General features: G+C 62.7%; 21 protein-coding genes. 13 read left to right on the forward strand and 8 right to left on the reverse strand.

Going from position 1 to position 20,801, the window contains the following annotated elements; translation table 11 throughout:
• Nucleotides 1–174 precede the first annotated feature (174 nt).
• The 5 genes from AC0YKC_RS29190 (at nucleotide 175) to hflX (ending at nucleotide 6,595) form a co-directional block, all read left to right on the forward strand.
• Nucleotides 175–2,466, forward strand: a complete 2,292-nt coding sequence (locus tag AC0YKC_RS29190) for a sensor histidine kinase NtrY-like (RefSeq protein ID WP_488513579.1) — start codon at nucleotides 175–177, stop codon at nucleotides 2,464–2,466.
• Nucleotides 2,456–3,817, forward strand: coding sequence for a nitrogen assimilation response regulator NtrX (ntrX, locus tag AC0YKC_RS29195; RefSeq protein WP_488513580.1), 1,362 nt, complete (start codon nucleotides 2,456–2,458; stop codon nucleotides 3,815–3,817). The genes AC0YKC_RS29190 and ntrX overlap by 11 nt, the downstream gene beginning before the upstream one ends.
• Before the next feature lie 137 nt (nucleotides 3,818–3,954).
• Entirely contained in the window at nucleotides 3,955–4,818 is an 864-nt protein-coding gene (locus AC0YKC_RS29200) for a D-amino-acid transaminase (protein WP_320295585.1), read from the forward strand.
• Nucleotides 4,819–4,960: 142 nt separating this feature from the next.
• Nucleotides 4,961–5,206, forward strand: a complete 246-nt coding sequence (gene hfq, locus AC0YKC_RS29205) for an RNA chaperone Hfq (RefSeq protein ID WP_006202172.1) — start codon at nucleotides 4,961–4,963, stop codon at nucleotides 5,204–5,206.
• On the forward strand, nucleotides 5,207–6,595 hold the full coding sequence (hflX, locus tag AC0YKC_RS29210; protein WP_488513581.1) for a GTPase HflX: 1,389 nt from the start codon (nucleotides 5,207–5,209) through the stop codon (nucleotides 6,593–6,595).
• A gap of 8 nt (nucleotides 6,596–6,603) precedes the next feature.
• Here hflX and mazG read toward each other — a convergent pair whose 3' ends face one another.
• Both mazG and AC0YKC_RS29220 read right to left on the reverse strand, forming a co-directional pair.
• Nucleotides 6,604–7,428, reverse strand: coding sequence for a nucleoside triphosphate pyrophosphohydrolase (gene mazG / locus AC0YKC_RS29215; RefSeq protein WP_320295587.1), 825 nt, complete (start codon nucleotides 7,426–7,428; stop codon nucleotides 6,604–6,606).
• An 83-nt stretch (nucleotides 7,429–7,511) separates the two neighbouring features.
• On the reverse strand, nucleotides 7,512–8,696 hold the full coding sequence (locus AC0YKC_RS29220) for an amino acid aminotransferase (RefSeq protein WP_488513582.1): 1,185 nt from the start codon (nucleotides 8,694–8,696) through the stop codon (nucleotides 7,512–7,514).
• A gap of 132 nt (nucleotides 8,697–8,828) precedes the next feature.
• Here AC0YKC_RS29220 and AC0YKC_RS29225 point away from each other — a divergent pair, with 132 nt between their 5' ends.
• From AC0YKC_RS29225 to AC0YKC_RS29245, 5 genes are all read left to right on the forward strand, one after another.
• Nucleotides 8,829–9,362 (forward strand): sigma-70 family RNA polymerase sigma factor, encoded by a 534-nt coding sequence (locus tag AC0YKC_RS29225; protein ID WP_488513607.1) that lies wholly within the window; start codon nucleotides 8,829–8,831, stop codon nucleotides 9,360–9,362.
• Nucleotides 9,359–10,132, forward strand: a complete 774-nt coding sequence (locus AC0YKC_RS29230) for an anti-sigma factor family protein (RefSeq protein ID WP_320295590.1) — start codon at nucleotides 9,359–9,361, stop codon at nucleotides 10,130–10,132. Before AC0YKC_RS29225 ends, AC0YKC_RS29230 begins: the two co-directional genes overlap by 4 nt.
• A gap of 35 nt (nucleotides 10,133–10,167) precedes the next feature.
• Nucleotides 10,168–10,884, forward strand: coding sequence for a Bax inhibitor-1/YccA family protein (locus AC0YKC_RS29235; protein WP_320295591.1), 717 nt, complete (start codon nucleotides 10,168–10,170; stop codon nucleotides 10,882–10,884).
• Nucleotides 10,885–11,064: 180 nt separating this feature from the next.
• The gene (locus AC0YKC_RS29240) at nucleotides 11,065–11,940 is read left to right on the forward strand and encodes an aldose 1-epimerase family protein (RefSeq protein ID WP_488513583.1); all 876 of its coding nucleotides are present in this window, start codon (nucleotides 11,065–11,067) and stop codon (nucleotides 11,938–11,940) included.
• 3 nt (nucleotides 11,941–11,943) lie between these two features.
• Nucleotides 11,944–12,354, forward strand: a complete 411-nt coding sequence (locus AC0YKC_RS29245) for a hypothetical protein (protein WP_488513584.1) — start codon at nucleotides 11,944–11,946, stop codon at nucleotides 12,352–12,354.
• Nucleotides 12,355–12,424: 70 nt separating this feature from the next.
• Here the strand turns inward: AC0YKC_RS29245 and AC0YKC_RS29250 are convergent, their stop codons facing one another.
• Entirely contained in the window at nucleotides 12,425–13,168 is a 744-nt protein-coding gene (locus tag AC0YKC_RS29250; RefSeq protein WP_488513585.1) for an outer membrane protein, read from the reverse strand.
• A gap of 194 nt (nucleotides 13,169–13,362) precedes the next feature.
• The gene (locus AC0YKC_RS29255; RefSeq protein ID WP_488513586.1) at nucleotides 13,363–14,274 is read right to left on the reverse strand and encodes an agmatinase; all 912 of its coding nucleotides are present in this window, start codon (nucleotides 14,272–14,274) and stop codon (nucleotides 13,363–13,365) included.
• A 16-nt stretch (nucleotides 14,275–14,290) separates the two neighbouring features.
• Between AC0YKC_RS29255 and AC0YKC_RS29260 the strand changes: the two genes are divergently transcribed.
• On the forward strand, nucleotides 14,291–14,941 hold the full coding sequence (locus tag AC0YKC_RS29260; RefSeq protein WP_488513587.1) for a lysozyme inhibitor LprI family protein: 651 nt from the start codon (nucleotides 14,291–14,293) through the stop codon (nucleotides 14,939–14,941).
• Between the two features lie 49 nt (nucleotides 14,942–14,990).
• Nucleotides 14,991–15,308, forward strand: coding sequence for a hypothetical protein (locus tag AC0YKC_RS29265; protein WP_434722618.1), 318 nt, complete (start codon nucleotides 14,991–14,993; stop codon nucleotides 15,306–15,308).
• Between the two features lie 37 nt (nucleotides 15,309–15,345).
• On the opposite strand, the gene AC0YKC_RS29270 is transcribed toward AC0YKC_RS29265, so the two are convergent.
• On the reverse strand, nucleotides 15,346–16,263 hold the full coding sequence (locus AC0YKC_RS29270) for an NADP-dependent oxidoreductase (protein ID WP_488513608.1): 918 nt from the start codon (nucleotides 16,261–16,263) through the stop codon (nucleotides 15,346–15,348).
• Nucleotides 16,264–16,486: 223 nt separating this feature from the next.
• Between AC0YKC_RS29270 and AC0YKC_RS29275 the strand changes: the two genes are divergently transcribed.
• On the forward strand, nucleotides 16,487–17,362 hold the full coding sequence (locus AC0YKC_RS29275) for a LysR family transcriptional regulator (protein WP_488513588.1): 876 nt from the start codon (nucleotides 16,487–16,489) through the stop codon (nucleotides 17,360–17,362).
• Between the two features lie 561 nt (nucleotides 17,363–17,923).
• Here AC0YKC_RS29275 and AC0YKC_RS29280 read toward each other — a convergent pair.
• The 3 genes from AC0YKC_RS29280 to AC0YKC_RS29290 all read right to left on the reverse strand — a co-directional run bounded on the left by AC0YKC_RS29280 (nucleotide 17,924) and on the right by AC0YKC_RS29290 (nucleotide 20,787).
• A complete protein-coding gene (locus AC0YKC_RS29280; RefSeq protein WP_488513589.1) occupies nucleotides 17,924–18,823 on the reverse strand; it encodes a rolling circle replication-associated protein in 900 nt (299 codons plus the stop codon).
• 675 nt (nucleotides 18,824–19,498) lie between these two features.
• The gene (locus AC0YKC_RS29285) at nucleotides 19,499–20,122 is read right to left on the reverse strand and encodes a M15 family metallopeptidase (protein ID WP_488513590.1); all 624 of its coding nucleotides are present in this window, start codon (nucleotides 20,120–20,122) and stop codon (nucleotides 19,499–19,501) included.
• Nucleotides 20,122–20,787 carry a hypothetical protein gene (locus AC0YKC_RS29290; protein ID WP_488513591.1) on the reverse strand — a complete coding sequence of 222 codons (666 nt, stop codon included), beginning with the start codon at nucleotides 20,785–20,787 and terminating at the stop codon, nucleotides 20,122–20,124. The genes AC0YKC_RS29285 and AC0YKC_RS29290 overlap by 1 nt, the downstream gene beginning before the upstream one ends.
• Between the last annotated feature and the right edge of the window lie 14 nt (nucleotides 20,788–20,801).

Here is a 20,801-nt window from a genome sequence, read left to right on the forward strand (position 1 = left end):
ATAGAGCATGATGTCGTCCGAAAACCGCTTCACACTTTTCGGCATCATGCTCTAGCGTCACCTCGTCCTTCGGCGAATTTGTCTGGGAAAGATTATCTTCCCGGCCACACTTGTTGCATAATCGCCACAATGCGTTGCATACATCCGACGCGATGACCGACTCTGTACCGCGACATGGCAGCTGAGGCTCCGACCCTGAACCAACCGCTTTTCAACCAGACTGGCACGCGTGAAGGGCGACGGTTGCTGGCGTTGCCAGGCGTGGTCGCGATTGCCGGAGCGATGATAACGGCGGCCATCTCGTTCGCGATCCTGGTCGGCGCGACGCCGATCGCGCCGACCGCGGACGCGACGTGGGCCTTGATCGCGGCCAATGCCGTCTTTGTCCTGTTCCTCATCGCCTTGATCGCCCGCGAGGTGCGCCGCATCGTCCTGGCGCGGCGCCACGGCAGGGCCGCCTCGCGGCTGCATGTGCGCATCGTCGCGATGTTCGCGCTGGTTGCCGCCATTCCGGCCATCATGGTGGCGATCATCGCCTCGATCACGCTCGATATCGGCCTCGACCGCTGGTTCGAACTCCGCACCAAGACGATCGTCAACTCGTCGCTGTCGATTGCCGACGCCTATGTGCAGGAGAACGCGCGCAACCTGCAGGGCACGACATTGTCGATGGCATACGATCTCGATGCCTCGCGCACGCTTTACGGTCTCGACCGAGCCGGTTTCCTCGATCTGTTGAACAAGGAAGCCGTCGGGCGCGGACTGGCGCATGCGGCCCTGATCAAGCCGGACGGCTCGTTCGTCATGAACGCCAAGACCGACGCCGATTTTCCCATGCCCGAGCCGCCCTCGGGTGCTGTCGACACCGCGGCCGACGGCAAGCCGGTGCTGATAGAACCGCGCACCCGCAACATCATGGGCGCCATCATCAAGCTGCGCGAGATCGAAGGGCTTTACCTCTATACCATCCGGCTGGTCGATCCCGACGTGATCAAGGCGCGCCAGATCGTCAGGTCCAACACCGACGAATACCGCAATCTCGAGGACAACCGCCGAACCTCGCAGGTGGCCTTCGCGCTGCCTTATCTGTCGCTCACGCTGATCATCACGCTCTCGGCGATCTGGACCGGCATCGCAGTCGCCGACCGGATCGTGCGGCCGATCCGTCAGCTGATCGGCGCGGCCGACGAAGTGGCGACCGGCAATCTCGACGTTGCCGTTCCCGTGCGCCAGTCCGATGGCGACGTCGCCTCGCTCGGCGAGACCTTCAACAACATGATCCTCGAGCTCAAATCGCAACGCAACGAGCTGGTGTCGGCCAAGGATCTGATTGACGAGCGGCGTCGCTTCTCCGAGGCGGTGCTGGAGGGCGTCACCGCCGGTGTCATCGGCGTCGACCCCTACGGCATCATCACCATCGTCAACCGCTCGGCCGAGACCATGCTGGCGATTTCGGCAAACGCAACGCTCGGCCAGAACCTTTCGGCGGTCCTGCCGCTTGTCGGCCGCGTCTTCGAGATCGGGCGGCAGTCCGGCAAGCCGGTCTATCGCGAGCAGGTGACCTTCTTCCGCACCGGCCTGGAGCGCACCTTCAATGTGCAAGTCACGGTCGAGGCCGGCGACGACGGCGAGGAAGAGAAATCCTACGTGGTCACCGTCGACGACATCACCGATCTCGTCCAGGCGCAGCGTTCGTCGGCCTGGGCGGACGTAGCGCGGCGCATCGCGCATGAGATCAAGAACCCGCTGACGCCGATCCAGCTTTCGGCCGAGCGCATCAGGCGCCGCTACGGCAAGGTCATCACCGAGGACCGCGAGGTCTTCGACCAGTGCACCGACACCATCATCCGCCAGGTCGAGGACATCGGCCGCATGGTCGACGAATTCTCGGCCTTTGCCCGCATGCCGAAGCCCGAGATGAAGACGATAGACCTGCGTGAATCGCTGCGCGAGGCGTCCTTCCTGGTCGAGGTCAGCCGCTCCGACATCGCCTTCGAACGCGATTTCGGCAGCGAGCCGTTGAAAGGCACTTTCGACAGCCGCCTGATGGCGCAGGCCTTCGGCAACGTCATCAAGAACGCCGCCGAGGCGATCGACGGACTTGATGCGCAAGACCGTTCGGACGGCACAATCCGGATTCACGCCGGGCGCCAAGATGGCGCCATACGAATCGACGTTATCGACAACGGCAAGGGGCTGCCGCGCGAGAATCGCCAAAGGCTTCTCGAGCCCTATATGACGACACGCGAGAAGGGCACCGGGCTTGGCCTCGCTATCGTCAAGAAGATCGTGGAGGACCATGGCGGCCGTCTCGAATTGCATGACGCGCCAGCGGATTTCCATGGTGGCCGGGGCGCGATGATCTCGATCATCCTGCCCCCGGCAACGATCGTAGCCGCGCCGCCACGCGGTGAAGGTCGAAGCGAACACGAACGAGAAACTGAAAAGGTCGGTAATGGCGTCTGACATTCTCATCGTCGATGACGAGGAAGACATCCGCGAACTTGTCGCCGGTATCCTGAGCGACGAGGGTCATGAAGCCCGCACGGCGCATGACGCCGACAGCGCGCTTGCGGCAATCGCCGATCGCGCGCCGCGATTGATTTTCCTCGACATCTGGCTGCAGGGCTCGCGCCTCGACGGACTGGCGCTCCTCGACGAAATCAAGACCATGCATCCGAACATGCCGGTGGTGATGATTTCCGGCCACGGCAACATCGAGACGGCGGTGTCGGCCATCCGGCGCGGCGCTTACGACTTCATCGAGAAGCCGTTCAAGGCCGATCGCCTCATCCTGGTTGCCGAGCGCGCGCTGGAAACCTCCAAGCTGCGGCGCGAGGTTTCCGACCTCAAGCAGCGCAGCGGCGAGACCTTCGATCTGATCGGCATGTCGTCGGCGATGAGCCAGTTGCGGCAGACCATCGAGCGCGTCGCGCCCACCAACAGCCGCGTCATGATCGTCGGTCCCTCAGGCTCCGGCAAGGAACTGACGGCGCGCGCCATCCACACGCTGTCGTCGCGCAAGGCAGGCCCGTTCGTCACGCTGAGCGCGGCCACCATCACGCCTGAGCGCATGGAGATCGAGCTGTTCGGCACCGAATCGAACGGCACCGAACGCAAGGTCGGCGCGCTGGAAGAGGCGCATCGCGGCATCCTCTACATCGACGAAGTCGCCGATATGCCGCGCGAAACGCAGAACAAGATCCTGCGCGTGCTGGTCGAGCAGCAATTCGAGCGGGTAGGCGGCACCAAGCGCGTCAAGGTCGATGTCCGCATCATCTCTTCGACCTCGCAGAATCTCGAGGCGATGATCGCCGACGGCCGGTTCCGCGAGGACCTTTACCATCGCCTGGCGGTGGTTCCGGTCATGGTGCCGGGGCTCGCCGAGCGCCGCGAGGACATTCCCTACCTCGTCGACAACTTCATGAAGCAGATCGCGCGCCAGGCCGGCATCAAGCCGCGCCGCATCGGCGACGATGCTTTAGCCGTGCTGCAGGCGCACAACTGGCCGGGCAACGTTCGCCAGTTGCGCAACAATGTCGAGCGATTGATGATCCTGGCGCGCGGCGAAGAGGCAGATGCGCCGATCACCGCCGATCTTCTGCCCTCCGAGATCGGCGACGTGATGCCACGCACACCCAACCAGTCGGACCAGCACATCATGGCGCTGCCGCTGCGCGAGGCCCGCGAGCAATTCGAGAAGGACTATCTGATCGCCCAGATCAACCGCTTCGGCGGCAACATCTCGAAGACGGCCGAGTTCATCGGCATGGAGCGCTCCGCCTTGCATCGCAAGCTGAAGTCGCTCGGTGTGTAAGCAATTCCAGGAAAAGTGCGCAGCGGTTTTCCGTCCGGAATTGCGTAAACTCTCTAGACCGACTTGGCCCACGCGATTGTTCATTACGGCAGGGGCGGAATCGCCTAAGAAAGCCGGACATTTCCCTGAGGATGCCCATGCCGCGCATTGCCTATGTCAACGGGCGCTATGTCGTTCATGCCCAAGCCAGCGTCCATATCGAGGACCGCGGCTACCAGTTCGCCGACGGCGTCTACGAGGTCTGCGAGGTGGCGCGCGGCCATATCGTCGACATGCCGCGCCATCTTGCCCGGCTCAAGCGCTCGCTGAAGGAACTGTCGATCGCCTGGCCGGTCTCCGAGGGTGTCCTGCCGATGCTTTTGCGCGAGGTGGTCAACCGCAATGGCGTGGTCAACGGCCTTGTCTATGTGCAGGTGACGCGCGGCGTTGCCAGCCGCGAGTTCGTGTTTCCGCCCGCGGGCACGAGACCTGCCCTGGTCATAACCGCCAGAAAGGCCGATCCGACCGCGGGGGCGAAGCGGGTGGAGACCGGCATCAAGGTCGTCACCGTCCCCGAGAATCGCTGGGACCGCGTCGATATCAAGAGCACGGGCCTGTTGCCCAATGTGCTCGCCAAGCAGAAGGCCAAGGAGGCCGGCGCCCAGGAAGCCTGGTTCGTCGACACCGACGGCAACGTCAAGGAAGGTGGCTCGTCCAACGCATGGATCGTCACCCGGGACGGCGTCCTTGTGACCCGACCCGCCGAGCACGGCATCCTGCGCGGCATCACCCGCACGACGCTGTTCGATGTCGCCGCAAAGCTTGGCCTCAAGATCGAGGAGCGCGGTTTCTCGGTCGCCGAAGCCAAGGCCGCCAGGGAAGCGTTCATCAGCTCGGCGACGACAATCGCCATGCCGGTGGTCGAAATTGACGGCGCGCCGATCGCAAATGGCCATCCCGGTTCCATGACACTTTCGTTGCGGCAGGCATTTTTTGACGTTGCGGAAAAAAGTCCAGCCTGATAACCGCACAACTGGAATTAACCTCAACTATCTCATTCTGCTTGCCATTGTGTCGGCAAGAGGGGGTTTGCGCGCTTGACAGGTGCTGCGTAATTTGGCGCATTGGCACGCAAACCAAGGGGATCGGCGAAAGACAAGAAAAATGGCGGAACGATCGCAAAACCTTCAGGACCTGTTCCTGAATTCAGTTCGCAAGAGCAAAAATCCACTTACCATCTTCCTCATCAACGGCGTGAAGCTGACCGGCGTCGTCACTTCGTTCGATAATTTTTGTGTGTTGTTGCGGCGTGACGGGCACTCCCAGCTCGTCTACAAGCACGCCATTTCCACGATCATGCCGAGCCAGCCGGTTCAGATGTTCGATGGCGAGGAAAGCCAGGGCGCCTGATTGGCACGCGATAAGGACGCGGACCGCAGCGTTCGCGGAAAACAAGGACATCAACTCGGGCCGGAATCCAAGGATCCGACCCGGGCTGTCGTTATTGTGCCGGTGCTCACCCGCCAACCGCGCGGCGACGACGAGTCGAGCCGTCCGCGGCTGAGCCGTTCGGCGGATGCCCGCCACGACGAAGCGGTCGGGCTTGCCAGCGCCATCGATCTCAATCCGGTTCACACGGCGGTGGTGACGGTCGCCGACCCGCGCCCGGCGACGCTGCTCGGCAGCGGCAAGGTGGCCGAGTTCGCGGATATCGTGAAGGAACGCAAGGCGGAGCTGGTCATCGTCGACCATCCGCTGACGCCGGTGCAACAGCGCAATCTCGAAAAGGAACTGAACGCCAAGGTGCTCGACCGCACCGGGCTCATTCTCGAGATATTCGGCGAGCGGGCCCGCACCAAGGAAGGCACGCTGCAGGTCGAGCTCGCCCATCTCAACTACCAGAAGGGCCGCCTGGTGCGGAGCTGGACCCACCTTGAGCGGCAGCGCGGCGGCGCCGGCTTCCTCGGCGGTCCGGGCGAAACCCAGATCGAATCCGACCGTCGCATCCTGCAGGACAAGATCACCAAGCTGAAGCACGAGCTGGAAACCGTGCGGCGCACGCGCGACCTGCATCGCGCAAAGCGCAAGAAGGTGCCATTCCCGGTGGTGGCGATCGTCGGCTACACCAATGCCGGCAAGTCGACGCTGTTCAACCGGCTGACCGGGGCAGGGGTGCTGGCCGAGGACATGCTGTTTGCCACCCTCGACCCCACGTTGCGGCGCGTTCGGCTGCCGCACGGCACGCCGGTCATCCTGTCCGACACGGTCGGTTTCATCTCCGACCTGCCGACGCATCTGGTGGCGGCCTTCCGGGCAACGCTGGAAGAAGTCGTCGAAGCCGATCTGGTGCTGCATCTGCGCGACATCTCCGATCCGGACACGGCCGCCCAGGCCGAGGATGTCGAACGCATCCTTGCCGATCTCGGCGTCGACGCCGCCGACGCGAACCGCGTGATCGAGGTCTGGAACAAGATCGACCTGCTCGATGAGGGCAACCGCGAACGGCTGCTGGCCGAAGGGGCGAGCGGCAGGACGCCACCGATCGCCATTTCGGCGGTGACCGGCGAAGGACTGGACACGCTGAAAGCGCTCATCGAGACGCGTGTGTCGGGCGAGCTGGAAACGATGACGGTGACCTTGAGCCCGGCTCAGCTCGGCAATGTCGACTGGCTCTACCGCAACGGCGACGTCGTTTCGCGCACCGACAATGAGGACGGCAGCGTCACCCTTTCGCTGACCGCCACACACAGCGCCAGGCAGGAGATCGAGAGCCGCCTGCACCGCAAGAGCGGCGGCTAAGAGGCTGTTTATTTGGCGCTTTTGGCCTGCTGCCAGAGCGCTTCCATCTCGTCGAGCGTCGCCTCTTCCAGCGAACCGCCCGAAGCCTCCAGGGCCTGCTCGACATAGTGGAATCGCGAGCGGAATTTGTCGTTGGTGCCGCTGAGCGCCGCTTCGGAATCCAGCTTGAGATGGCGTCCCAGATTGACCACGGCAAACAGCATGTCGCCGAACTCGTCCTTGATCGGAGCCGCGTCACCGGTGGCCAGTGCCTCGCGCAATTCGCCGATCTCCTCCTCGATCTTGTCGAGGATCGGGGCTGCCTCGCTCCAGTCGAAGCCGACGCGCGCGGCTTTCTCCTGCAGCTTGAGCGCGCGGGTCAGGGCAGGGAGCGCCACCGGCACGCTGTCGAGAAAACCTTTGCCGTGATCTTCCGGATCGAGCCCACGCGCGATGCGGGCAGCGCGCTTCTCGGCTTTTTCGGCGGCCTTGATCTTCTCCCACATGCCCTTGGCCATGCCGGCGCTGCGCGCCTTCTCGTCCCCGAAGACATGCGGATGGCGTCGGATCATCTTGGTGGTGATGGCCTCGACGACATCGCCGAAAGCGAATTCGCCGATCTCCTCGGCCATCTGCGCATGGTAGACGACCTGCAGCAGCAGATCGCCCAGCTCCTCGCGCAGATCGTCGAAATCGCCGCGCGCGATCGCGTCGGCCACCTCATAGGCTTCCTCGATCGTGTAGGGCGCGATGGTCGAGAAATTCTGCTCGATATCCCAGGGGCAGCCGGTTTTCGGCGCCCTGAGCGCCGCCATGATCTCGATCAGCCGGGAAATGTCTTTCGAGGGTTTCATCTTGCGAACCCTAGCGCGCAGCACGGCGGGCTACCAATCCCGCCGGCCGGCAAAAGCCTATTGTCCACAGTTGCGCGCGGGCTCTAGTCGAGCACCGAGACGATCGCCTTGGCGAGATCGTCCATGCCTTCCTCCGGCAGACCGGCCACGTTGATGCGGCTGTCGCCGACCATATAGACGGCGTGCTCGGTGCGCAGGCGCTCGACCTGCGCCTCGGTCAGCCCAAGCCTTGAAAACATGCCGCGATGGCTGGCGACGAAGTCGAAGCGATCGGAGTTGGACTGCCGGCGCAAAGCCTCGGCGAAAGTGACGCGCAGCCTGAGCATGCGCAATCGCATCTCCTCGAGCTCCGTCTCCCAATCCTTCTTCAGGCCGGCATCTTCAAGCACCATGCGCACCGCCGCCGCGCCGTGATCAGGCGGCATCGAATAGAGCGCGCGCGCCGCCGCCAGCATCTGGCTCATCGCCACATCCGCCTGGGCGCCGTCCTTGGCCATAATCATCGCGGCGCCCACACGGTCGCGATAGACAGCGAAATTCTTCGAGCAGCTCGAGGCGACGACCATTTCCGGAACTTTGCCGGCCAGCAGCCGCAGACCGGCGGCATCCGCGTCGAGGCCCTCGCCAAAGCCCTGATAGGCGATGTCGACAAAAGGCATGAGGCCGCGCTCCAGGAGAACGTCCGCGACCTTGGCCCACTGCGCGGCATCGAGATTGGCGCCGGTCGGGTTGTGGCAGCAGCCATGCAGCAACACGACATCGCCGCTGTTGGCGCTCCTGAGCGTCGCCAGCATCTCGTCGAAGCGGACTGTGCCCGAAGCGGCATCGAAATAGGGATAGTCGCGAACCTGGAGGCCTGCGGCGCGCATTACCGGCAGATGGTTCGGCCAGGTCGGATCGGACAGCCACACCGTCGTGCCGAGACGCGTGCGCTGCAGAAGCTCGGCAACCAGCCTGAGCGCGCCGGATCCGCCCGGTGCCTGCGCCGCCCGGATGCGCGAATGGTCGGCCTTCTCGCCGAAGGCGAGCTTGATCATGGCCGCATTGAAGCCGGTGTCGCCGGCAAGGCCGAGATAGGTCTTGGTGTCCTGGCTCGCCAGCAGCCGCTTCTCGGCCTCGCGCACGGCGCGCATCACCGGCGTCCTGCCGTTGATGTCCTTGTAGACGCCGACCCCTAGGTCGACTTTGCCCGGCCGTGGATCGCTGCGGTAGAGGCCGATCAGGGCGAGGATCTTGTCGGCGGGCGCGGGCTGCAGGGTCTCGAACATCGAAAAGGACTCCAATGGCGGCGGAGTGATACGCAAATCGATCCCGCCGCGCCAGCGGTTTCCTCGGAGACGGCGACACGAAAAGAATGCCGGGCAGGGGATTAAATTCCCTACATGCTCCGTAAACAGGGCATGAAACGGTCGATGGCACGCTTCGATATTGTCGGGCAGTTGGGGTCGCTGCGGCGCTATGCGCGCTCGCTGACGCGCGACAGCACCGAGGCCGAGGATCTCGTCCATGACGCGCTGGTGCGCGCCTATGAGCGGCGCGCGACCTTTCGCTCGGGTGGCAATCTGCGCGCTTGGCTCCTGGCGATCACGCACAACATCTTCATCGACCGCATGCGCTCGCGCCGCTCCGAGGCGGCGCGCATCGAACAGGCCGGCCACGTCGCCGACCAGAGCGTGCCGGCCTCGCAGGATCATTCGGTGCGCCTGTCGCAGGTCCGGGAAGCGTTTCTTTCGCTCCCCGAAGAACAACGCTCGGCCCTGCACCTCGTCGCGATCGAAGGGCTGTCCTATCAGCAGGCCGCCGAAGCCATCGGCGTGCCGCTCGGAACCTTGATGTCGCGCATCGGCCGCGGGCGTGCCGCGCTGCGTGAAATGGAAGAGGGCGCGGCGCCGAAAGCCAAGCCTCATCTCAGGATCGTGGGAGACGATCAATGACCGCCATTGTCGACCCCGTAACCGATGCCGACCTCGACGCCTATGTCGACGATCAGCTGGATGTCGCCCGCCGCATAGAGGTCGAGGCGCACCTCGCCGCGCGCCCGGAAGTGGCCGCGCGTGTAATGTCCGATCTGAGGACGCGCGACGAGTTGCGCGTCGCGCTTGCCGGACCGGTCGGCAGGGCGCGTCCGGCCACGACCGAAGCGGCGCGGCGACTGGAAAGGGCGCTTGCCAGGGGGCGTATCCTCGCCGTGCTGCAGCGGGCAGCGGCCGCGGCCGTGCTGGTCGCGGCGGGCTGGCTGGCCAACGGCATTTTCGGGCCGATCACTGTCACCAAGGTGGTCGCCTCGACGCAGCCGCCGGCCTATGTCGAGGATGCGGTCAGGGCGCACCGGACGACTTTGGTGCGCGAGACGATGCCGTCGCAGCAGGAGGCGCCGGGCTACGATGCCGACGAGATCCGCGCCGCCACGGCGATCGTCATGCCGTCGCTGCCCGGCGACTGGAAGATCCGCGACGTCCAGGTCTACCCCTCGCAATTCGGGCCGAGCGTCGAGGTGGCGGTCGAGACCAAGGACCTCGGTCTTGTCTCGCTGTTCGCCATCAGGCCGGGCACGTTCGACGTCGTGAAGCCGACGGTCGCGCCCTCCGATGACATTTCAACTGCGTATTTCCAGATCGGCGAGGTCGCGTATGCGGTGGTCGGACGTAGCGACGCCGGCACTCTCGACCGTGCCGCCGAAAAGCTAGCCAGAACTCTCTATTGAAAACAGACCCACTACCGAGAACCAAGGAGAACCAAATGAACAGCCCCAATCTGGGATACCGAATGGGCACCGGCGTCCAGGCCGGAGCCGTCTATGACGAGGGCCTGCGCAAGCATATGCTGCGCGTCTACAACTATATGGGCCTCGGTCTCGTCGTCACCGGCCTCGTCGCCTTCTTCGTGGCTTCGACGCCGGCGCTCTATGTGCCGATCTTCTCCAGCCCGCTGAAGTGGGTGGTGATGCTGGCGCCGCTCGCCTTCGTCATGCTCTTCTCGTTCAGGATGCAGACCATGTCGGCCTCGGGCGCGCAGGCAATGTTCTGGGCTTTCTGCGCCGTGATGGGCCTGTCGCTTGCCTCCGTCTTCCTGGTCTTCACCTCGACCAGCATCGCGCGCACCTTCTTCATCGCCGCCACGATGTTCGGCGCCACCAGCCTCTACGGCTATACGACCAGGCGCGACCTGACGCAGTTCTCGTCCTTCCTGATCATGGGCCTGATCGGCGTGGTCATCGCCAGCCTGGTCAACCTGTTCCTCGGCTCGACCGCGCTGCAGTTCGCCATCTCGGTGATCGGCATTGCCGTCTTCATCGGCCTCACCGCCTGGGACACGCAGACGATCAAGGAGCAGTACGCCGAGAACTTCGACGCGGAATCGCAGCAGAAGCTCGCCGTCTTCGGTGCCTTCTCGCTCTATCTGAACTTCATCAACATCTTCCAGCTGCTTTTGAATTTCACTGGCGAGCGCGAATAAGCCGGACCGTAGCAGGCAACGCTGCTGACCTCGGCTCGGCCGGAGGGAAACCTCCGGCCGTTTTTCGACTCTGCATCAGAGCGTCCACCGGCCAAGGCGACGCGCGGTATGCTTGCCGCCCTTGAGTTCACGCGGCCTTTTGCTAGCCTGTCGTCCAAACCGGCCAGCCGCGAGGACGCAATGGAACAGCTGACGCTTCACGCTGACGGCATCTCGGCGACCGTCGTCGGGCAGGGGGCCGAGCTGGTCTCGCTGCGCGATGGCGACGGCGCCGAGCTTCTGTGGCAGGCAGGCCCTGTCTGGCGCCGTCATTCCCCGGTCCTGTTCCCGATCGTCGGCCGGTTGAAGGGCGATCAGCTGCGGCATCGCGGCCAGACCTATCCGATGACGCAGCACGGCTTTGCCCGGGACAGGCGCTTTGCCTGGACGGAGCAGGGCACGACCTCCTGCACATTGGTGCTGACGGATGACACCGAGACGCGAACGCACTACCCCTTCGCCTTTCGCCTGGCCATCGGCTACGAGCTGAAACCCCGGCAGCTTGGCGTCACCTTCGAGATAACCAACACCGGCGACGAGCCGCTGCCGGCCTCGATCGGCGCGCATCCGGCGTTCAACTGGCCACTGCTGCCGGAACTGCCCAAGGAGGCCTATTGGCTGACCTTCGCCGACGATGAGCCGGCGCCGGTCCGCCGCCTGAAGGACGGCCTGCTGCTGCCGGACCCGCAACCCACACCCGTGGCGGGAAAGACGCTCCCTCTCTCCGAAAAACTGTTCGACGACGACGCAGTCATCCTCGACAGGCCGGCCAGCACCAGCGTGCGCTATACTGCCGGGCGCGGGCCGGCGATCGAGATGTCGTGGCGGGGGTTCAACGAGCTGGGTATCTGGTCCAAGCCCGGCGGCGCGCCGTTCCTGTGCATCGAGCCCTGGCACGGCATCGCCAGTCCCGTCGACTTCGACGGCGAGTTCGCCGACAAGCCGGGTGTCATGCGGATCGAGCCGGGCGCCCGGCGCCTGCTGAGCTACCGGATCGGTCTCCGCCGGGAGCCGTGAGGCATGGCATACGCCATCAAGGCCGAAATCAGGGACCCACAGGCGGAAACCTTCGTCTTCACCGCCCAGAAGACCATGTATGGCGGCAAACGCATCGCCGAAGCCGACGTCGTCTACCTGTTCGCCAGCGAGAATGAAGGCGGGCAGGGGCTTGTCGCGCGGGGCGTGGTTGCCTCCTCGGAGGCCACTCCAAGACGTCCCGATCTCGAACGGCAGACGCCGCGCGTCAGCGTTGCCATCCGCAGCACCGCCTTGGCGACGAGGCGTTTGGGCCGCGATGAGCTCAAGCGCTTCGAGGATTGGCAGGACGGCCGGCCCGAGACCGAACTCAACTTCAAATTCTACCGCCAGGCGACCAACAAGATCGTCGGCATCTCGGACGCGACGGCGGCGTTTCTCGAAGGCTTCTTCTAGCCATCTGTCTGCCGCCAAAAGGAAAGCCCGGCGCAAGGCCGGGCCAATCCAGATCGTGCCCGTCGATTGCTCAGTTGGAGAACTTGTAGCTCAGCCGCGCCATGACAACGTCGGCTCGGGCCTTGACCTTGTATGTCTCCGGATTGCTTCCAAGCGAACCGTTGTCAAACACATTGGGACCAGTGCTGGTCTTGGAGCCGAGGTCGATATGCGTGTAATCCACACCTAAGCTGAGCTTGTCGGTGAGAGCGTAATCGATGCCCGCGCCGATCGCATAGCCGTTGTGCCAGTCGTTCTGTTCGTAAGTGACAAGGACATCGTTGTCGCGCGCCTTGAAGCCGACTTCACCGCCGGCGTAACCGCCCTTGGCATAGATCAAGACGCGGTCGAAGGCATAGCCGATCCGGCCTACCACTGTAGCGTAGTGCTGGATTCGCCCGGTCTCGGTATCGCTGTCGGGGAAGTACGGGCTGACGATCGTCTTCCTGATCCCCGTCGCGGTCCATGAGGCTTCACCGCCCACGACGAACTGGTCCCACTGATACTGGGCGCCGACATGCACGCCGCCGGCGATATTGGCGTTGCTGAAATGGAAGCCTTCGGTCCCGGCGGGAACCGAATCGGTAAAGAAGCCGCCACTCGGCTGCGTGACATCGGTGGCTGTTATGTCGCCATTGGCGACGCCGATATGCGCGCCGGCATAGAAGCCGCTCCAGTCATAGGCCGATCCGGCAACCGGGCCAGCCATATCCGCGGCCGAAGCGGCGGTCGCGCTAAGTCCGGCCAGCGCGGCAAGTGCAACAAGTCTCTTCACTGAATTCCTCCGATCCACCCAAATCCCATCGGTGACGTAACCATAGTCGAATATTCGAAATAAAGTGTGACGATTTAGCCGCACTGCCTATAAAATCCGCACGATGCACATAACACTTTGTACAACAGTACTCACTAATATAATAGGTGGGACGCGTCTCGACTCGGCGCAAAAATTAAGAAGTAGCCGAGCTTCTACATTTGCCGCGCGATTGCGCCTATCACATTGACGAGAAGCCGCGCCGCGGTCAGCGCCGACAGGTTGTCGATGTCGGCGGGAGGATAGAGTTCGACGAGGTCGAACCCTGCGATCCTGGCTCGCTTGCCGAGGCCCGCGATCAGGTCGATCGCCTGCGTGTAGGAGAGACCGCCAGGCGTGCGGGCGGCCACGCCCGGCATGATCGAGGGATCGAGACCGTCGCAGTCGAGGGTGACGACGACATGCGCGCCTTCCGGAATGTGGCGCAAAGCGGCTTCGACGCCGTGGGCATGAACCTCGCGGGCCGTGACGAAGCGGCTGCCGAAATGCCGCGCCGCTTCGATGTCCGCGAGACGCGCGCTGCCGACGCTGCGCAGGCCGACCTGCACCATGCCGGCGACATGCGGCATCTTACTTGCCCGGCGCATCGGGCTCGAATAGCCGTAGCGTTCGCCACGCACCTCGTCGCGCCAGTCGATATGGGCGTCGATCTGCAGGACCCAGACCGGCCTGTGATCGGCAAAGCCGGCGAGGAAAGGGATGGTGGCCGAACAGTCGCTGCCAAGCAGGATCGGTACGGCCGGCATGGACAGCACCTCCCGCGTCTTTGCCTCGATCCGGCTCCTGTTGCCGGCATTGTCATTGATGGCGGTCGCGACGTTGCCAACATCGACGCAGCAGACCGGCCGGCCGGCGAACAGCGGACCGCCGAGATCGAAATCCCAATGCTCGACCAGCGGGGCATCCTTCTGGCTCGCCCCGCGGATGGCGTCGGCTGCCGAGACATCGCCACCACTGTGCTCGCCGGGATAAGCGCTGCAGTGATTGGCCCCGAAGATCACCGCCCTGGGCAAATGCCCGTCACTGAGTTGATCCGGAAGATCGAGAAAGGAAGGCGAGGCGGTCATTTTCTGGATGCCTTTGTTGTTGCGCCGCAGCGCGACGGGCAGGGTAGTTGCTTTAGCCCGGAGTTTTGCGACAATTCTCATCTCGGCGACAAGATGGGGTGCGGCGATGAAGAGTGTTCTGATGCTTGCGGGGTGCTGGTTGCTTCTTGCCACCCTATCGCCGGCGGTGGCCGATGAGAAACTGCGCGCTTCGGACAAGGCGGCGCTTGCCGAATGCCTGAAATATGTCGCCGATTTTCCCGGCGATGTCCCTGGGGTGAACGATACGCCGACGCCGGCCATCCATATCGACAACGCGATCAAGCTCGCCGGGCACGAGCCTGCCTCATGCATTAACTACGTGACAGAGCTGTGTTCCTTCGAGAGCGATGACGGCCGGTCGCAACTGGGACTGATCGATTGCGCCAACCGCGAGGTCAGTGTGTGGGAGGATCGTCTCAACACCACCTATGCGGCGCTGATGGCCAAGGCCGCGCCCAAGGCGCGTGAAGGCTATCGCAAGATGCAGCGCGCCTGGATCGCCTACCGCGATGCGCGGTGCGCGGCGGAAGGGTCCGCCGAAACCGTCAACAGCGATCGTCAGGGCAACATCATCGTCAGCTGCGCGCTTGACGCGACGGCCCGGCAGGCGCTCATCCTCGATGACGAGCTGTCGGATCTGCAGTAATCGGGCCGAGCGAGAGGTGTCGAAGGCTATTATCGTTTCCGGAGGTATGATGCCAAAATTCTCATGGCGGGCAGGGCTCATTTTCGGCCTGTGCGCAACGCCTGTCGCCCTGCTGCTGGCGCTCTTCTCCGCCGGATCAGGGCACGGCGACTGGGTGTTGGCGCGCGCGCTCTATCCGGTACCCATGCTGGTGACACTCTTGACCGACAAAACCGTTACCGGCCTCTCCGTGGGGCTGGCCCTGATACAGTTTCCTGCCTATGGCGCATTCGTTGCCCCCGGCGGCAGCATCCGATGGCTGGCGCTTGGCCTTGCCCATCTCGTCGCGGTCGCAGCTGCCTTCAGCGGACTTCTCGACTATTACTAACGCGAGGACTGTGAATACCATCGTTCCTCCCGACTCCTCACGAGCGGACGCGGATGACCGTCTTTCCGGCCCGTCGCTCAGTCGAATTGAAGGTAGCGATCGCGTCTTCCAGGGAAGGGACCTTGCCGATGTTGGTCCGCAATCTTCCGTCCCTGACTCGCTGAACTATCTCCGAAAGCTGGGCACGATCAGCCTCGACGACGAAGTCGATCGTCAGGCCGTCGGCAGGTCGAACATCCGTCGGTCCGACGGCAGTCACAAGCATTCCTCCGGCGCGGATCAGCGCTGCCGACCGCTTCTGGACATCGCCGCCGATGACGTCGAACACCAGATCGACGCCTCCGACGTCTTCCAGGCTGTCGTTCCCGAGGTCGACGAATTCATTTGCCCCGAAGTCGAGGGTCTTCTGGCGGTCGGCGGCGCGGCCTGTGCCGATGACATAGGCTCCCGCCTCTCGTGCAAGTTGCGTCACGACCGAACCGACGGCGCCGGCGGCGCCATGCGCAAGCACGCTCTGCCCGGCCTGAAGACGGCCATGCTGGAACAGGCCCTGCCACGCGGTCAGGCCCGAGATCGGCAGGCTCGCGCCAACCGTGAAGTCGACATCGCCGGGCAGCGGCGCGAGGTTGCGTGCCTCCATGGCGACATACTCGGCGAGTGTGCCGTCGCGATGCCAGTCCGACAGGCCGAATACCCGCTGACCGATCGAAAGCCCGGTTGTCCCATAGCCGAGGGCAGTGATCACACCGGCCAGCTCGTGGCCGAGGATCGACGGCGTCCGGTCACGGAAGGCCCGATCGGCCCAGGTCGAAGGCCACTCTAGTTCGGTGTTGACGAATCCCGCCGCATGAACCTGAACGACGACGTCGTTTATCGCGGCTTGCGGCTCGGGCCGCTCCACCAGTTTCATCCCGGCCGTTCCCGAAGCCTGCTCCGTGACAACGATTGCTTTCATCGGAATTGCCTTTTCTCTGGTCTGTCTCTTCGGTGGAAATGCTGCCCGCTGGCCGGTATGAATGGCATGCGGGTTGCGTTCATTGATGATTTCGACTGTCGCAGCACCGGATAAAAATTGCCAATAGCCGGCATGTATAGTTTCCATGCCGGTTGGTAATTGTTTCGCGCGATGGCGCTGGCTCGCTCGGAAGCGGCACAGGGAGAGCGGCGAGGGCAGAACAATGGAACTCAACCAGATTCGATATTTCCTGAACCTGGCGGACACTCTCAACTTCACCGAAGCCGCCATGCGCAGCGGGGTCTCCCAGCCCACGCTCACCCGCGCGATCCAGCGACTCGAACAAGAGCTGGGCGGAACATTGGTGTATCGCGATGGGAAAGACAGTCGACTGACAACGCTTGGCCGCGACATCCGATCCGAATTCGTTGCGATCGCGGACAGCGAACAGCGGATTCGTGCGATATCGCTGAACAGGGTTCGCGGCCGCCGCGAGACTTTGACGCTGGGCATCGTGAACACGATCGCGCCAGCGCTGATCACCGGGTTCGTCTCGCACGCGCTTCAACAGATGCCAATGCTGGAACTGATTCTCCAGCCGATCACGCGCGACGAGGGGCTGGAGCGTCTTCTTAGCGGCCAGATCGATGGCTGCTTCTGCACTGACCCAACCCTCGGAAACACAAAGATCGCCACCGTCGAAATGTTCAGCGAGCGGCTGCTGCTGGCAATGGCACAAGGGTACTGCCTGGCAAGTCGGACTTCGGTTTCGCTTTCGGACCTGTCGGAGCAACCGTACCTCGATCGGCTTCAATGCGAATTCCGCACGCGCGTGCAAAACCACCTGCATAAGCGCGCGATCGTCATGATCCCGCGGCTCCGATCCGAACGGGAGGATTTGATCCAACAGGCTGTGGCAGAGGGCGCAGGTGTCTGCATGTTGCCTGAGCGCTCGGCAATCGTGGGCGGTCTGACGCTACGTCCGGTCGATACGCTGGAGCTGTCTCGCACCGTCGCATTCCAGTCCATTTCGGGGTCGGGAACAGCATCGGCGTTGCAGCAATTCCGCATGCTGGTCGAGCACCATGCGTGGACGTGAGAAAGTCGCATAAGATATAGTATGCTACTTCGCTGCGAAACTTTTGCGAACGGGGAGAGGACTAATTTTCTACTCCCCGTTGCTTGGTTGATCTGATTTGCGGACTTCCGTCAACTGGTCCACTCACAATCGTGTGAATAGGCCAGACGGGATTAAAATTCGACCGCAATCAGCCGCACCACGGGACAAATCTTTTCCCGGACCCGTTTCCGCCCATGGGGCGATTATTCCGAGGCCGCGCCTTGCAGTGAGGCCGTTTGTCGTCACGCACCGAGGGTGAAAGCTTAGCTTGAGACGTTGCGGCCTTTTGTAGCGGCTTGGGATTGGCCTCGGAGATTTTGAGCCGGGACAGGTTGCGCTTGCCACTTTCGTTTGGCGCTGAGAGCCCAGCCGCGCGGCGGCTGTCGTGCGCCTGGACAAGCGCACGGCGGCGGCTCTCGCCGCGCTCTATTTGGCGACGGATCGCTTGTTCGGCCCGTATCCGCTTCTGCTCTGGAAGGGCAGGAAGCTGGGCCATGCGACCGCGCAGACTTGCCGACGCCGAGGCGCGGGCAGAGTGACCTATTTGACGCGACGACCGTTCGACAACGGGACGCCCGTTGATCCGTCGGGATGAAACCCTTTCAGAACGATACGATTGTTCCGAACGGCGCTCCCGGCTTTGCCTAGCTTTTCGTGCCATACCAAATCCCCTGTATTGTTGCGATAGAACCACAGCCGAGCAATCGGCGTGTCTGAGAAGTACGCGTTAACGGTCGGACTGTAAACAGGGTCCGAGCCGTAGGGAGGAGGTCTTTCAGGTTTAGGCACACGACCGGCAAACCGCTCTTTCCCAAGATCAAGCGGCGTTTTGGCTGCTTCACGGTCTAAGAAGTAATCGACCAGTTCAGATGACGGCCAACGGTTGTTGCCGTGTTTTTCTTGCCAAAGACGGACGAACCTTTCCACGAAGTGCGCAGCACTGAACGACTGTTTCGGCAGTCGGAAGGTTTCGGGCAGCTTAGTCTTTTTGTTGAGAACATCGGGGAAGCTATATTCTAGCTCTTTCGGAGAAAGACCCGCCTCAACATATTTCGCAGCCAGCAATTCAAAGTACTTTGCGCCGAGGGCAGGGCGCTTTGACAGTGCAAATTTGGCCTGCTTTTCTAGCGCGCCTTTATCCTTCTGCACATACTTGACGCAGTAGCGGATAGCTTGTGTGGATATTTCTTCCCACTGGCTAAAGCCATGTGGCCACATTTTATGATTGATCCGCTTGTTTAGTTCCACTTCTGGAACCTTGCCGCTCTCATAAAACAGGAGAACATGCCAATGCGCACGGCCCTTTTCGGAGCCGTATTCGCCCACGGCGAGGTAGCGGACTTTTGCCTTACGGCGGACCTCTACCAACCAGCGCTGGACATGTTCATAAGTCAGGAACTGCGCTGCAGGGTGGTCACCGCCGCCATAGGTGAGGGTCACGAAGCGGCTTGCAGAGGCAGTTCGACTTTCGGCAATGCAGCGACCCACCCAGTCTTGCGACTTCTGTTTCAGGCATTGCCAACATTTACGACACCCTATTTCGGAGCCGTCGTCTAAGCGGATCGGAGCCCCGCACATTACCGACCACCCGGCATAGGGTGTTGAGTAACTGCATTAGACGACAAGGGTGCATGCAGGGGCGCGCGCGAATAAGGATATTCGCGCGCGCCGTCAACCCCCACCAAGAGGGGACGGTCACCTACAGCCCAATTTAATAAGAGCGGTGACCGTCCCCTTGACCGCGTTACATGTAACGGGCAAGGTACGGGAAGCGTTACTACCAATGCTGGGGTTAATGAGGGGTTTACCATGGGACTTACACCACAGACAGCGAGCAACACCGACACGCTGTTTTGCAAGCAATGTCAGCAGGTTAAGCCAAAGCCGAGAGGGTGGCGGAGCATCAAATGCGAGCCCTGCTATCGGACGGCAAGAGCCGCCTCCAACCGGGAGCGTCAGCGCCGGTTCAGAGCAAGGCAAGCAGAGGCGAACAAGGTCCACGTGTTCGGTTACGTGTACCGCCACCAGATGGCCGGTTTGAATGAATTAATCACGGCCCTCGAGCGGGACCCGGACCTACAGGCCGGGCCCGCCAAGAGCGAACGCACAGGACGCTTACACGGCGTTCGGCGCTAAGAGACGCCACCCGCGCACTTGCCAGTGCGCCGGGTCGTAGAACTCCCAATCGCCGCCCCAGTCGATTTTCATCCGACCACGGGCGGCGACGCTTTTTCCAATATGGCCCAACAGGGTCCATTGCTGGCGCGTCAGGTCCCACCCAAGCTTGGAGTGGACGAGATCGAAGGCGAGCCCGTAGCCGTGCGGGGACTGGCCCCGCAAAGCCTTAGACATACCAGCGGCCCGCAGTTCGTCCTGGCGCTCAGGAGAGCGCACGAATTCAGCGGCGAACATAGGGACGCCAAGCGCCCGTAGCTGGCGCTGGAACGCATCGTAGAAGCCAAGCAGATGCATGTTAACGCCTTCGCGATCCGCCCGCATTTGCTGCGCGGCGTAGCGTTCGCCCATGAGATAGGCGCGATCCCTGATCGAGTTGAGCGCTTCCCGATAACCCCCGGAAACGATGGCAGTTTCCGGGATAGGCAATTCTTCCGGGAAGGCGAGGGCCAGCAGATCGGCAGGCGGTTGCCTGCCACGCTGGACATACATTTCCACGGCAGATTTAGCGGCCCGGGCGCGAGCGCCCGAGCCTTTGCCGTCGTCAAAGACAGCATCACCCATCAAGGCTTTTCACCTTTGGCGACTGGAACCGCGCCCGATCCTGCGTCGGCGGCGTTAGATACTGCCCGTCGTGCCCCGGGCTCCCGCCCCTCGCCATCCGTGGCCGGCTCAGTTGCGCCGGCTTGTGCGTCAGGCTGTTTCGGACGTTTCGGAGCCGTTCGCTGATGAACTCCTTCGCCTGATCCACCGGGGTTTTCGACGGTATTGGCATTGCGGTTCCTTTCTTCCCAAGCCAGCGAGCGGCGTTCGAACTCCGCTTCCATGGCCGCCATGCGGCTGTTGATGTTCTGGTTCATCATGAATTCCATCCACTCAACTTCGGGGTTGCGCTCCCGACGCTGCGCAATGGTCGTGAAGGTTTCTTCCTCGACGTTTTCGAAGGCCACAGCCTCGATTTCCGGGGTGAAGTAGGAGAGCGGCCCCGTGCTGGACAGCACGAGAGAGCAGCCGCCCGAGAGGAACTCGACCGCCGAGAGGCCGACCGGAAGAACGGTCATGAACTCGTCCACAAGTTCGCCATCCTCGTTTGTGTGCAGATAAACGTGCACCGGAGCCGAGGCGCGAACGTCCAGGCGGATTGTGCGGACCTTGTGATGACCAAAGGCGATTGCCTTTTCGTCGTGGACACGCCAACGAGCGAGATCACCAAGCTTCTGAATTTCCATTGGAATTTCCTTTT

It is taken from the genome of Mesorhizobium sp. CNPSo 4661, assembly GCF_057784215.1.

Coding starts and splice junctions, on each gene's coding strand:
- AC0YKC_RS29245 (WP_488513584.1), top strand. CDS start 11,944: ATGGCATACGCCATCAAGGCCGAAATCAGGGACCCACAGGCGGAAACC.
- AC0YKC_RS29200 (WP_320295585.1), top strand. CDS start 3,955: ATGCCGCGCATTGCCTATGTCAACGGGCGCTATGTCGTTCATGCCCAA.
- AC0YKC_RS29275 (WP_488513588.1), top strand. CDS start 16,487: ATGGAACTCAACCAGATTCGATATTTCCTGAACCTGGCGGACACTCTC.
- AC0YKC_RS29220 (WP_488513582.1), bottom strand. CDS start 8,696: ATGTTCGAGACCCTGCAGCCCGCGCCCGCCGACAAGATCCTCGCCCTG.
- AC0YKC_RS29255 (WP_488513586.1), bottom strand. CDS start 14,274: ATGACCGCCTCGCCTTCCTTTCTCGATCTTCCGGATCAACTCAGTGAC.
- hfq (WP_006202172.1), top strand. CDS start 4,961: ATGGCGGAACGATCGCAAAACCTTCAGGACCTGTTCCTGAATTCAGTT.
- AC0YKC_RS29265 (WP_434722618.1), top strand. CDS start 14,991: ATGCCAAAATTCTCATGGCGGGCAGGGCTCATTTTCGGCCTGTGCGCA.
- AC0YKC_RS29235 (WP_320295591.1), top strand. CDS start 10,168: ATGAACAGCCCCAATCTGGGATACCGAATGGGCACCGGCGTCCAGGCC.
- AC0YKC_RS29290 (WP_488513591.1), bottom strand. CDS start 20,787: ATGGAAATTCAGAAGCTTGGTGATCTCGCTCGTTGGCGTGTCCACGAC.
- AC0YKC_RS29230 (WP_320295590.1), top strand. CDS start 9,359: ATGACCGCCATTGTCGACCCCGTAACCGATGCCGACCTCGACGCCTAT.
- AC0YKC_RS29190 (WP_488513579.1), top strand. CDS start 175: ATGGCAGCTGAGGCTCCGACCCTGAACCAACCGCTTTTCAACCAGACT.
- AC0YKC_RS29225 (WP_488513607.1), top strand. CDS start 8,829: ATGAAACGGTCGATGGCACGCTTCGATATTGTCGGGCAGTTGGGGTCG.
- AC0YKC_RS29240 (WP_488513583.1), top strand. CDS start 11,065: ATGGAACAGCTGACGCTTCACGCTGACGGCATCTCGGCGACCGTCGTC.
- AC0YKC_RS29285 (WP_488513590.1), bottom strand. CDS start 20,122: ATGGGTGATGCTGTCTTTGACGACGGCAAAGGCTCGGGCGCTCGCGCC.
- mazG (WP_320295587.1), bottom strand. CDS start 7,428: ATGAAACCCTCGAAAGACATTTCCCGGCTGATCGAGATCATGGCGGCG.
- AC0YKC_RS29270 (WP_488513608.1), bottom strand. CDS start 16,263: ATGAAAGCAATCGTTGTCACGGAGCAGGCTTCGGGAACGGCCGGGATG.
- ntrX (WP_488513580.1), top strand. CDS start 2,456: ATGGCGTCTGACATTCTCATCGTCGATGACGAGGAAGACATCCGCGAA.